Genomic DNA, 12760 nt, shown 5'->3' with positions numbered 1-12760 from the left:
ACAGCGTTGCCTACTGCGCCGGATGCGACGGTAAATCTGGCATCGGCACCCAACCGGGCAACTCATCCGGTGAGACTGAAACATGCAGTTTCTCTGACCGGTCCTTGCCCACCTTGCGATGCTTGCGCAGCAGGAAAATCTTGCCCCAGCCGCGCCATGTGCCGACCGAGGGCGCATGGGTATCGGTCGGATATCGGTCGCGCCAGCCTTCGGGCAGGGGCAACCCGTGCAGCTCGGCCTTGTCCAGCATCCAGATCAGGGAAATGTTGCTGAGCGGTCGTGCCTCTTCGAACCCGTTCAACTGACCGCCGACATCGCCGTGGGTACCACGGAACCAGACCTGCTCGATATGTCCTTTGAATTCAGGGGTGCATTTCCACAAGACCGGCTCGAACACCTCGCGGGTCTCGTCCAGCGCCATGGCGTGATAGCCGTGGCGGGTGGCCGGGCCAAGCTGATGGTTGTGGAAAGCGTGGCGTTCCTCGGCCCAGCGCCAGAGCAGCGGCAGGCGCAGACCCAGCGCCTTGACCGTGTCCCAGACGCCGACCATTTCGATGGCCACATCCTCGTGACAGAAGGCCTGCCGGAATTCAGCCGCTGCCTTGCCGTTGGCGGCACATTCATAATGGCGATAGGCCTGTTTGATGTTGCGAACGGTGGCGTGTTCGGCCTTGAGCAGGCCAATCGCATCAATCACCCCCGCAAGGCTGCGCACCCCGTAAGCGCCGCGCGAATAGCCGATGAAAAAGATCTTGTCGCCGGGTTTGTAGCGCGAGGCGAGATAGCCATAGGCGCGGCGGATCTGGCGGTTGATGCCGCGCCCCATCATCACGTCCAGCGAGGATTTCCAGCTTTCCCATTGCACACCAGATTCGTAGAAGACCGAAACCTTGCTGCCCATCTCGCAACACAGGCGCAGGGTCTGACCCGCATGGGTTTCGCGGCCCGGCTCCAGCGTCGACATGGTGCCGTCCAGAATGATGACATGGCTGATCGGTTCGCGGTGGCGCGTCTCGGCCGAGTGCTCGGACCGCAGAGGCCGTCCGAGCCATCCCAGTACCTTTCTACTCAGCCGCGACAGAACCATCGTTCAGCAATTCCCATACTCTGTGAGGTGTGAAAGGCATATCTGCCTGCCGCACCCCGTGATCCCAGAGCGCATCCTGAACCGCGTTTGCCACTGCGGCCAGCGCGCCCACCGTGCCAGCCTCGCCACATCCTTTCATCCCCATCGGGTTGGACGTTGACGGAACCGGCGCCGAGGTAAACTTAATCATGGGTATCTCAGCCGCGCGCGGCAAGGCGTAATCCATCAACGAAGCCGTGAGCAGTTGCCCATGTGCATCGTGAACGACATGCTCGGTCAGCGCCTGGCCGATGCCCTGACCCACCCCGCCATGCACCTGCCCTTCGGCAAGCATCGGATTGATAAGATTGCCGAAATCATCCACGACCGTATAGCGATCAACCCATGTCTCGCCCGTGTAAGAATCGATAACGATTTCGGCAACATGTGCGCCATTGGGATAGCTGCGGGCATCCAGATTGGCGCGGGCCTCGTGCTTCAGCAGATCCATGCGCCCGTCTGCACGCGCCATCTCGGCCGCTTCGATCAGGGTTGGGGTCAGGTTCGAGCCGGGTGCCCGGAATGTTTCATGATCAAAATGCACGTCGTCTTCCTCGACCCCCATCTTATCCGCGAGATAAGGCGTGAATGCGGCGATCATTATGTCGATGGTGGCCAGCGTCGCCGTGCTTTGCACCGTGACCGAGCGCGACCCGCCCGTGCCGCCACCATGGGCGAGCCTGTCCGTGTCGCCCTGAACGACGGTGATCCGGTCCATCGGAATCCCGGTCTGATCTGACAGGAAATGGGCATAGACAGTCTCGTGCCCCTGCCCGTTCGATTGGGTGCCGACGTATAGGTTCACCGCGCCATCCTCGCAAAACTCGACCTTCGAGTTCTCGGAAGGGTCACCCAAAATACTTTCGATATAGTAACAGAGGCCCTGTCCGCGGATCAGGCCCCGTTCGGCATCCGCCGCCTTGCGGGTTGCAAACCCGCTGGTCTGGCTGGCCGCGCGGCTGAGGACCATGTCGAAATCGCCGACGTCATAGGTTTCACCGGTGGCCGAGGTATAAGGGAAATCGGCGGGACGAATGAAGTTCTTGCGCCGCAGCTCCCACGGATCGACGCCCAGCTCGCGCGCTGCGCGGTCCATGACCCGTTCCAGCACATAGATCGCCTCGGGCCGTCCGGCGCCGCGATAAGCGTCGACCTGCGTGGTGTTGGTATAGAACCCTTCGACCCGCAGATAGGTGGTTTGCACGTCATAAACGCCCATCAGCACCTTGCTGAAAAGGCTGGTCTGGATCGCCTGCCCGAAATGGCTGTTATAGGCACCCAGATTGACCTTGCTGTGCACGCGATAGGCGGTAATTCGGTGATCGGCATCAAAGGCCAGTTCACCCAGCGAGGTCAGGTCGCGGCCATGGTGATCGGATAGCATCGCCTCGGACCGGTCCGACATCCAGTGCACCGGCTGGCCCAGTTTCTTGGCGGCAACGGCGGTGCAGAAATATTCAGGGTAAGGCATCACCTTCATACCGAAGCCGCCGCCCACATCCGGGGTGGTGACGCGGACGTCTTCCGCATCCAGCTTCAGCTTTTGCGCCAATTGCGTCCGCATCGCCCAGACACCCTGCCCGCCATAGGAAAAATGCAGGCGCCCATCTTCCCAGTTGGCCTGACACCCGCGCGGCTCAAGTGAGGTGATGATGACACGGTTATCTTCGACGTTCAGCGAGACGATGTGGGCGGCGGTGGCAAAGGCTGCCTCGGTCGCGGCCTCATCGCCCAGGCCCCAGTCAAAGGCGTGGTTGTCGGGGGCCTCGGGGTGCAGTGTTTCGCCGCCCGCGCCAACGTCCATCTTTACGGGCAGGTCTTCAGTCTCCATCCAGATCAACTCAGCCGCGTCGCGTGCCTGCAGCAGCGTATCAGCCACCACGACTGCCACCGGCTCACCCACGAAGCGGACGCGTTTGTTGGCCAGCATGTGCCTCTCGGGGGATGCAGCCTGAGTGCCGTCGCGGTTGGGCACAGTGGCCCCGTTCATCACGGTGTCGATGCCTGTCGCCTGCAGATCGTCGAGCGCCATCGCCAGCCGCACGCCCTCTGCCGCGCGCGCGGCTTCCAGATCCAGCGCCGTGATCTGGCCATGCGCCACCGGGCTGCGGAAAAACGCCACGTGCAGCGCGTTTTCGGGTACCGCGTCATCCATGTATTGGCCGTTCCCGGTCAAAAACCGCAGGTCCTCGGTCCGTTTGACGGGCTGGCTTTTGCCGAACTTTTCCATGGGGCGATCCTTTGGGCTGCGTCAGGGGCGACATTAGGCTGAACGGGTTCGTTGTCCAGAGCGCGCAGACCCTTCCCCTTCCCGCACGCATTCGTTATTGCAGGCGCTGACCCGAGATTGATGACGCAGGACGCACCCCATGGCGATGGAAAAGACATTCAACGCGGCCGAGGCCGAGGCCCGCATTTATCAGGCCTGGGAACAGGCCGGAGCCTTCAAGGCAGGCGCGAACAAATCGCGCGATGAAAGCTTTACCATCATGATCCCACCGCCCAACGTGACGGGCGCGCTGCATGTGGGCCACGCGTTCAACAACACGCTGCAGGACATCCTGATCCGCTGGCACCGGATGCGCGGTTTCGACACGCTTTGGCAACCCGGTCAGGACCATGCTGGTATCGCCACGCAGATGCAGGTGGAAAAGATGTTGGCCGCCACGCAGCAGCCCGGCCGCCGTGAGTTGGGGCGTGAGAAATTCCTTGAGAAGGTCTGGGAATGGAAAGGTGAATACGGCGGTACGATCATTGAGCAGTTGAAGCGTCTTGGCTCCTCCTGCGACTGGTCGCGCAACGCGTTTACCATGGCCGGCGCGGCGGGTGATCCGCGCACGGGGCACGAAAATTCTGCGAATTTTCACGATGCGGTGATCAAGGTCTTCGTCGACATGTACGAAAAGAGCCTGATCTATCGCGGCAAGCGTCTGGTCAACTGGGACCCGCATTTCGAGACCGCAATCTCGGACCTTGAGGTCGAGAATATCGAAGTTGCGGGCCATATGTGGCACTTCAAGTATCCGCTGGCGGGCGGTGAGACCTATACCTACGTCGAGAAAGATGAGGACGGGAATATCGTGCTGGAGGAAGAGCGCGACTATATCTCGATCGCCACAACCCGCCCCGAAACCATGCTGGGCGACGGCGCGGTTGCGGTTCATCCGTCGGATGAACGATACGCGCCAATCGTCGGCAAACTCTGCGAAATCCCGGTTGGCCCGAAAGAGCATCGCCGTCAGATCCCGATTATCACCGATGAGTATCCGGACCCCGATTTCGGCTCGGGCGCGGTGAAGATCACCGGCGCGCATGACTTCAACGACAACATGGTCGCCAAGCGCGGCGGCATTCCGATGTATCGTCTCATGGACACCAAAGGCGCGATGCGGGCCGATGGGGCGCCTTATGCCGAAGAGGCTGACAAGGCGCAGGAATACGCACGCGGCAAAGAGTTCACCGAGAACGAGATCGACGCGATCAACCTGATCCCCGATCACCTGCGCGGGCTCGACCGGTTCGAAGCGCGCGCGAAGGTTGTGGAAGAGATTACCGCTGACGGTCTGGCCGTGATGACCCGCGCGGATGATCCCCGTCTGGGATCAACCGCCCTGAAGCCCGATCATGAAGGCGCGGACAAGCTGGTCCCGCTGGTCGAGAGCAAACCGATCATGCAGCCGTTTGGCGACCGCTCGAAAGTGGTCATCGAACCGATGTTCACCGACCAATGGTTCGTCGATGCAGCCAAGGTCGTCGGCCCCGCGCTGGATGCGGTCAAGGACGGTACGGTCAAGATCATCCCCGAGTCGGGCGAGAAAACCTATTACCACTGGCTGGAAAACATCGAGCCCTGGTGCATCTCGCGCCAGCTGTGGTGGGGACATCAGATACCGGTTTGGTATGGTCTCGATCTATCGGCTGAGAACTTTAAGGACGATGAAAACGACGGCGACCTTGATTTGGTCGAATTGGGCCGTTTGCTGAACGAAGGCGGCATGCTGCACCGTGGCAATGTCATGGAATGCGCTGCGAGCCTTAAAGCCGTTACCGAGAAATTCCTCGACGACAATGCAAACATTCCCAGCCCGCTGAGCCATGCGACGGTTGTCGAAGTTGCCGACAAGCAGGAAGCGATCCATCAGTTCGCTGAAAGCCTTGCTCAATACGCGGTCGAACAAGACCCGACCAGGCTGGTCTACCCGGTTTGGCGCGATCCCGATGTCCTCGACACATGGTTCTCCTCCGGCCTCTGGCCCATCGGCACGCTGGGCTGGCCGGAACAGACAGAAGAACTGGAGCGCTACTTCCCCACGGACGTTCTGGTCACCGGTTTCGACATCCTGTTCTTCTGGGTCGCCCGGATGATGATGATGCAGCTGGCCGTGGTCGACCAGATCCCGTTCCACACTGTTTACCTGCACCAGCTCGTCCGCGACGAGAAGGGCAAGAAGATGTCCAAGACCACCGGCAACGTCATCGACCCGTTGGAGATCGTGGACGAATTCGGCGCCGATGCGCTGCGGTTCACCAACGCCTCGATGGCGGCCATCGGCGGGGTGCTGAAACTATCCCGCGAGCGCATCACCGGTTACCGCAACTTTGGCACCAAGCTATGGAACGCCGTCCGCTTTGCCGAGATGAACGAGGTCTTCACCGACGCCGTGCCGTTACTGGACGTGGCCGACCTGAAGCCCAAAGCGGCTGTAAACCGCTGGATCATCGGCGAAACCGCCCGCGTGCGCGAAGAAGTCGATGCGGCGCTGGAGAGCTATCGCTTCAACGACGCGGCCAACGGGCTTTACGCCTTTGTCTGGGGTAAGGTCTGCGACTGGTATGTGGAACTTTCAAAACCGCTGCTGCAAGGCGACGACGCCGAGGCACAGGCCGAGACCCGCGCCACCATGCGCTGGGTTCTGGACCAGTGTATGGTCCTGCTGCACCCGATCATGCCCTTCATCACCGAGGAGCTTTGGGGCCTGACCGGCGCGCGGCCCAAGATGGTCGTCCACGCCGACTGGCCGAGCTATTCCGCCGCCGATCTGATCGACGCAGAGGCGGATCGCGAGATGAACTGGGTGATCTCGGTGATCGAAAACACCCGCTCGGCCCGTGCGCAGATGCGGGTTCCGGCGGGCCTCTATGTGCCTATGCTGGTGACCGAGATCGACGCCAATGGACAGGCTGCATGGGACCGCAACGAAGCGCTGATCAAGCGCTTGGCGCGGATCGACAGCCTGACCAAAGCGGATGAACTGCCCAAAGGCACGATCTCGATCGCCGCCCCCGGCGCGAGCTTCGGCCTGCCGCTGGCGGATATCATCGATATCGGCGCCGAGAAGGAACGGTTGGAGAAAGCTAAGGGCAAACTGGCCAAGGAACTGGGCGGCTTGCGCGGGCGTCTGAACAACCCCAAATTCGTGGCCTCGGCCCCGGAAGAGGTGGTTGAGGAAGCCAAGGCCAACCTCGCCGCCCGTGAAGAAGAAGAGGCCAAGCTGAACGAGGCCCTCGCCCGTCTGGCCGAAATCGCCTGATCTTCATCTTTTCACAAATATTCAGATCCAAACCCCTCCGCCAAACCTGACGGAGGGGTTTTTCTTTAACCTCAAGGCTTTCCCTCTTGTTCGCGCCCACCCGCGCTTGGTAGCACTTCGGCGACACAATCCTCCGAGGCCCCGATGGCGCGACCTTTCCCTCCGATGCAGACCGTCTCAACCGGGTTGGTTGTGGCCATTGTCGGGTTCTTCAGTTCGTTCCCCATCGTCCTGCAAGGGCTGGGCGCCATGGGGGCTTCGCCTACGCAAGCAGCGTCGGGCCTAATGAGCGCAGCAATTGCCATGGGGCTTGCGGCCATCGTCCTCAGCCTGCGGTATAAAATGCCAATCAGCGTCGCGTGGTCTACGCCAGGGGCCGCATTGCTGGCGGTGTCTGCCGCCCCGGTCGAGGGGTTTTCAGGCGCGACCGGAGCGTTCCTATGCGCCGGAGCTCTGACCGTGCTGGCGGGGCTGTGGAAGCCCCTTGGGCGGCTGGCTGCAGCAATCCCAACATCGCTGGCGCAGGCGATGCTGGCTGGGGTGTTGTTGCCGCTCTGCCTTGTGCCCTTCAAAGCTGCGGTTGAAATTCCATGGCAGGCGCTGCCGGTGATCCTGACATGGTTCATCGCGGGTCGCTTCAACCGGTTGTTCGCGGTCCCGGCAGCCGTGGTCGCCGCGGCCGTCGTGGTGTCTCTGAACGCAGGAGATACGCAACTGATGCCGGACCGACTGATCGCGGCTCCGATCTGGACCACGCCGTCCTTCTCAGCCGCGTCCGCCATCGGCATCGGCGTTCCGCTGTTCATCGTCACCATGGCAACGCAGAATATCCCCGGCGTCGCAGTGATGCGCAGCTTTGGTTTTGCCCCCGTTCCCGGCAAGCTGTTTTCATCCGTCGGTGGCGCGAGCCTGCTTTCGGCCCCGTTCGGCGCCCCCGCGACCTGTCTGGCCGCCATCACGGCCGCGATGTGTTCCAACGAGGACAGCCATCCCGACCCTGCGCAGCGATACTGGTCTGCGATCATGGGCGGTGTGTTCTACTGCCTGTTTGGCGTCTTTGCCGTGGCGATCACCAGCTTTGCCGCCCATGCTGATCCGATGTTGATGGGCACTCTGGCCGGGGTTGCACTGATCGGCGTAATGGCCAATTCGATGCATGCCGCGCTGGATGTGCCTGCTGAGCGTGAAGCGGCCATTCTGACGCTGGCCATCACCGCGTCCGGCATCACGGTCTTTGGGCTGGGTGCTGCGGTCTGGGGGCTTCTGGCCGGTGGCATCGCGCATCTTGTGACAAGCAGAATGCGTTGATCCCTTTCGCCTTGTCGCCGTAATCGGTATGATGCGCACATGTTCGGGTCGCTTGGAAAACTGGTGGAACGCCAGATCAAAAAGGCGCAGGCCGAGGGCCAGTTACAGGGTCTTGAAGGCGAAGGTGAGCCCCTGCCCGACCGCTCATCCGAAGCTCAGGGCGATCCCGCTATTGCAGCGGGTCATCGGATCATGGCGCAGGCTGGGGTGTTGCCCGAGGAGTTCAACATCAAGAAAGAGCTGGACGCGGCACGGCAGGACTATGCAGCGCTGACCGATCCCGCGGACAGAAAAGCCGCCATGGCCCGCATCGCCGAGCTGGAGATGCGGTACAATATGGCCCGCGACGCGCGGCGCAGTTTTATGCGCTGATTATTTGAACTCGGGCTTGCGGCCCTGCATCTGGGCCGTGATGACCTCGATCTGATCCGGCTTTCCGATAAGCTCCACCTGTTCGGCGGATTCCTCGATCAGAACCTCAGCGCGGGATTTGCTTTCGGCCACTTCGATCAGGCGCTTGGCCGCGCGGATGGCCGAGGGGCTTTTACCAGCAATATCCTCGGCCAGAGCAAGCGCTTCGGTCAGAGGGTCGTCGGAAAGTTTTGTCACCAGCCCCCAATCCGCCGCCTGTGGCGCGCCGATGGGACGGGCCGTGTAAGTCAGCAGACGCAGCACGTCTGAACGCACAAGCTGGGGCAGCAGAACCATGCCACCCATGTCGGGGATGATGCCCCATTTCATCTCCATCACCGCCAGCTTGGCTTCGGGATGCGCAATGCGGATATCTGCGCCCAGCGCGATCTGAAGACCTCCGCCATAGGCGACGCCCTGAATGGCACAGATCACCGGAACCGGAACGCGCCGCCAGGTCAGGGCGAGCTCCTGCATCTCGTTGGCGTCCTCGTGGCTGCGGGTCATCAGCCATTCGGTTGGATCGGTATGTGCCATGCTGGCAAAGCTGGCCATGTCGAGTCCGGCGCAGAAGCTTTTACCTTCGCCCGACAGCACCACGGCGCGGATATCGGCGGCGGCGACCTCTTGTCCTGCCGAAAGGATCGCCTTGATCATCGCATCATCCAGCGCGTTCATCTTGTCGCCGCGGGTCAGCGTGACATGGGCGATGTGGTCTTTGTATTCGACGGATACGCGGGACATGGGACCTCCGGGGTGTTCTTTGTTGCGGCAACCATGCCAGCTCGGGACGGTCGGCGCCACTGCGACGTCAGGGCATATCGGAGAGTGGCATCCGGCCAAACCACGGAGAATCCAGCGTCATCACATAGAACTGGTCGTCGACAACTTGCCCGCTGGTGGTAATGCCCAACCGTCCGTCCGGGTCCTGCAGCGTCCGCAGGATGGTTCCGTCGCCGTCGAACTGCACCAACATACCGCGGTGAATCGGCGCAGGGCGCACCATCGGGCCCAGCCGCCAGATCACCTTGCGCAGGAAGGGATAAGGCATCAGCGCCTCGGATGGCACGCGCGGGCTGGCGAAGGCCATCCAATAGGTGCCATCGCCCTGCGCTTTGATGTTGTCGGGATAGCCCGGCAGGTTATCGAGTAAAACCTCCTGCGTTCCGACCTTCGGGCCGGAGAGCCAGAGTTTGTGTACCCGCGCCCGTCCCGTTTCGGCGATCAGCAGGAAATCTTCGTCCGGCGAAAGGGCGATACCGTTGGTATAAACAAATCCCTCGGCGATCTTCTCGACGCTGCCGTCGGGAGAATATCGCGCGACGTAGCCGGTCGGAGATTGCTCCCAAATGGTCATGACCGAGGTGGGTTTGGTGCCGCCCATCGTTTCAGGATCGAAGCGGTCCGAAGAGTTCGAAAAATAAACCATGCCATCCTGCGCCACATCGAGGTTGTTGGCATAAATCATGGGCGCTCCGTCGATCTCGGAGGCCAGCGTCTCCAGCGTTCCTGGTCCGGACCAGCGCATCAGACCGCGAAAGCTGTCAGCAATGTAGAGCGCACCATCCGGTCCTGCACGCAGACCCAGAGGGCGACCGTCGAGTTGATCGACCTGGGTCGGCTGATCCCCGTCGATGCGATAAAGAGCGCCAGACAGGCTGGTGGTGTAGACCGCACCACCGGGCAGGATCGCAATATCTTCGGGGCCGATCTCTCCGTCCGGGAGGGAGATCAGCTGCGCTTTATCGAGATGGGTGTTCTCAGCAAAATCACCAGTGAAACCGGGCGGCTTGGGCATCTCATGCGCGACGGGATCAACAGGGACCGGCCAGAACGACAGATAAGCAAGACCGATCAGGACAAGCCCCAGTAGAAAACGCATGCCACCTCCGAACCATGGTTGCGGACACCCTGACGGTGATTGCGACAGGGTGCAAGGCTTGCCCCTCTGCAGAGGTTGCGCTTATCTGCGGCCATGACTGGTCCTCGTTTTACCCCGCTTGCGCAATCCCTGCCCGCTACCGTGCCTTTTGTCGGCCCCGAAACGCAGGAGCGCCAGCGTGGCGCGCCTTTCGTTGCCCGGATCGGCGCGAATGAGAGCGTGTTTGGCCCCTCACCTCGTGCCATTGAGGCGATGCAACGGGCGGCGGGAGAGGTCTGGATGTATGGCGATCCCGAGAACTTTGACCTACGCCATGCACTGGCGGCGCATCATGGCGTCACGCCCGAGAATATCGTGGTTGGGGAAGGTATTGATGGGTTGCTGGGCTATCTGGTGCGGCTGCTGGTCGGGTCGGGCAATACAGTCGTGACCTCGGACGGGGCTTATCCCACATTCAACTATCACGTGGCGGGGTTCGGAGGGATTTTGCACACGGTTCCCTATCGCGACGATCACGAGGACCCGGCGGCCTTGTTCGCCAAAGCGGCAGAGATGGGCGCAAAGCTGGTTTATCTGGCCAACCCGGATAACCCGATGGGAACCTGGCATTCAGGGGCGGCTATCGTTGCCGCGATGGAGGCGCTGCCCGACGGCTGCTTGCTGGTCCTTGACGAGGCTTATGTGGAATGCGCGCCCGAAGGCACCGCCGCGCCCGTTGCTGCAGACGATCCGCGTGTGATCCGGATGCGGACCTTTTCCAAAGTCTATGGCATGGCCGGGGCGCGGGTGGGTTACGCCATCGGTGCGCCGGAGTTGATTGCGGGCTTTAACAAAGTGCGCAATCACTTTGGCATGAATCGCGCCGCGCAGGCCGGAGCATTGGCGGCGTTGGAAGATGGCGATTGGCTAGTGCAAGTTCAGACGCAGATTGCCGAAGCGCGCGACCGGATCGGACAAATTGCGCGAGAGAACGGGCTGGAGCCTATAAGTTCTGCCACGAATTTCGTGGCGATCGATTGCGGGCGCGATGGGGTGTTTGCCAAGGCTGTTCTGGACTCGCTGGTCGAACAGCGTGTGTTCGTGCGGATGCCGTTCGCGGCACCTCAGAACCGGTGTATTCGGGTGAGTTGCGGGGGGGAGACTGAGATGTCGGCCTTTGAAGCTGCTTTGCCTGTGGCTTTGGCGAAGGCCCGGGCCGTGTAGGGGGCTGTCTGCCCCCCATCGCGCCATGGCGCGATCCCCCCGAAGATATTTATGGCCAGATGAAGATGCGGATCAGCTCTGGTCGGCGAGTGCTGCTGCAGCGGCTTCGAGGGCGCCTTTGCCGCGGGGAATATCGAGCGCGGCCATGGCGGTTTCGATACCACCAAGCATGGCCATGATCATTTGCGCGTTTACATGGCCCATATGGCCGAGCCGGAAACAGCCGTCCCAATCCTCCATCCCCAGACCGATGCCCAGAGTCAGGCCGAGCTGGTTTTCAGTGTAGTTCCGCAGCAGCGTACCACGTCCTTCGGTCAGGCGCAGGGCGGTGACCGCGTGGCTGCGATGCGCTGGGTCGGTGACATTGAATTGAAGCGCTCCGCCTTGCGTCCAGATCTCGCAAGCGGCCCAGATGGCTTTGGCAAGGTGTTCGTGGCGGGCCCAGACATGTTCCAAGCCTTCGCCATGGATCAGATCGAGTGCTGCGCGCAAACCATAGAGGTGGTGAGTTGGCGCGGTGCCGTTGAAATACTGGTAGAACAGATCGGGGTTGGCGCGGGGCTGCCAGTCCCAGTATTGCGAGACGCGGGGCATGGAGGCCCGTTTGGCCAGTGCTTTGTCGTTGAAAAAGACAAAGCCGGTACCTGCCGGGGTCATCAGCCCCTTTTGGCAGGCGGTGACCGTGACATCGACGCCCCAGGCATCCATCTCGAACCGGTCGCAACCCATCGAGGCGATGCAATCCGCCATCAGCAAAGCGGGGTGATCAAGATCGTCGAGCAAGGCGCGCAGAGCCGGGATATTGTTCCGGATCGACGTGGACGTGTCGACATGAACCGCGAGCACCGCTTTGATTTTGTGGCTGGTATCAGCACGCAGAGCTTCGGCGATACGGTCGAGATCCCAGGGTGAGGACATGCCGAAATCGATCAACTCGATCTTTGCGCCGATCCCCTCGGCCATCTCTGCCCAGCCATGGGTGAAGCGGCCCGAGGCTGGAGCGAGCACAGTTTCGCCCGGGGCGATGACGTTGGAAAGCGCGGCCTCCCACGTGCCGTGGCCGTTGGCGATGTAGATGGCGACGTTATGTTGGGTCCCGGCCACACGCTTCAGATCACGTGTCAGCGCGGGCATCATCTCGATCAGTTCGCCGTCATAGATATTGGGCGACGGGCGGTGCATGGCTTGCAGCACCGCGTCGGGCATGACCGAAGGGCCGGGAATGGCCAGATACTCGCGCCCATGCGCGAGGGAGAGCTGGTTTGTCATGAGGGCAACCTGTTTGAATTGAGGCCTACC

The 12760-nt window shown here is 61.5% G+C and carries 9 protein-coding genes; 4 read left to right on the top strand and 5 right to left on the bottom strand.

Features of this window, described 5'->3' with window-relative positions:
- Positions 1–10 precede the first annotated feature (10 nt).
- Both ACR0AZ_RS01785 and ACR0AZ_RS01780 read right to left on the bottom strand, forming a co-directional pair.
- Positions 11–1087: a DUF2235 domain-containing protein gene (locus ACR0AZ_RS01785; RefSeq protein ID WP_480666626.1), complete on the bottom strand. Its 1077-nt coding sequence runs from the start codon at positions 1085–1087 to the stop codon at positions 11–13.
- Positions 1065–3356, bottom strand: a complete 2292-nt coding sequence (locus ACR0AZ_RS01780) for a xanthine dehydrogenase family protein molybdopterin-binding subunit (RefSeq protein WP_480666625.1) — start codon at positions 3354–3356, stop codon at positions 1065–1067. The genes ACR0AZ_RS01785 and ACR0AZ_RS01780 overlap by 23 nt, the downstream gene beginning before the upstream one ends.
- A 139-nt stretch (positions 3357–3495) precedes the next feature.
- Here ACR0AZ_RS01780 and ACR0AZ_RS01775 point away from each other — a divergent pair, with 139 nt between their 5' ends.
- From ACR0AZ_RS01775 to ACR0AZ_RS01765, 3 genes are all read left to right on the top strand, one after another.
- The gene (locus ACR0AZ_RS01775; protein ID WP_480666623.1) at positions 3496–6657 is read left to right on the top strand and encodes a valine--tRNA ligase; all 3162 of its coding nucleotides are present in this window, start codon (positions 3496–3498) and stop codon (positions 6655–6657) included.
- 144 nt (positions 6658–6801) lie between these two features.
- The gene (locus ACR0AZ_RS01770) at positions 6802–7965 is read left to right on the top strand and encodes a benzoate/H(+) symporter BenE family transporter (protein WP_480469198.1); all 1164 of its coding nucleotides are present in this window, start codon (positions 6802–6804) and stop codon (positions 7963–7965) included.
- 39 nt (positions 7966–8004) lie between these two features.
- On the top strand, positions 8005–8337 hold the full coding sequence (locus tag ACR0AZ_RS01765) for a DnaJ family domain-containing protein (RefSeq protein WP_480469197.1): 333 nt from the start codon (positions 8005–8007) through the stop codon (positions 8335–8337).
- On the opposite strand, the gene ACR0AZ_RS01760 is transcribed toward ACR0AZ_RS01765, so the two are convergent.
- A complete protein-coding gene (locus tag ACR0AZ_RS01760) occupies positions 8338–9120 on the bottom strand; it encodes a crotonase/enoyl-CoA hydratase family protein (protein WP_480469196.1) in 783 nt (260 codons plus the stop codon).
- A gap of 67 nt (positions 9121–9187) precedes the next feature.
- The gene (locus ACR0AZ_RS01755) at positions 9188–10258 is read right to left on the bottom strand and encodes an SMP-30/gluconolactonase/LRE family protein (protein ID WP_480469195.1); all 1071 of its coding nucleotides are present in this window, start codon (positions 10256–10258) and stop codon (positions 9188–9190) included.
- 93 nt (positions 10259–10351) lie between these two features.
- Between ACR0AZ_RS01755 and ACR0AZ_RS01750 the strand changes: the two genes are divergently transcribed.
- The gene (locus ACR0AZ_RS01750; protein WP_480666622.1) at positions 10352–11461 is read left to right on the top strand and encodes a pyridoxal phosphate-dependent aminotransferase; all 1110 of its coding nucleotides are present in this window, start codon (positions 10352–10354) and stop codon (positions 11459–11461) included.
- Between the two features lie 72 nt (positions 11462–11533).
- Here ACR0AZ_RS01750 and ACR0AZ_RS01745 read toward each other — a convergent pair whose 3' ends face one another.
- A complete protein-coding gene (locus tag ACR0AZ_RS01745) occupies positions 11534–12730 on the bottom strand; it encodes a pyridoxal-phosphate-dependent aminotransferase family protein (protein WP_480666621.1) in 1197 nt (398 codons plus the stop codon).
- Positions 12731–12760 lie beyond the last annotated feature (30 nt).

The sequence above is a fragment of the Ruegeria sp. BE3 genome, from assembly GCF_056538865.1.
This window is presented reverse-complemented; position numbering and strand designations above follow the sequence as displayed.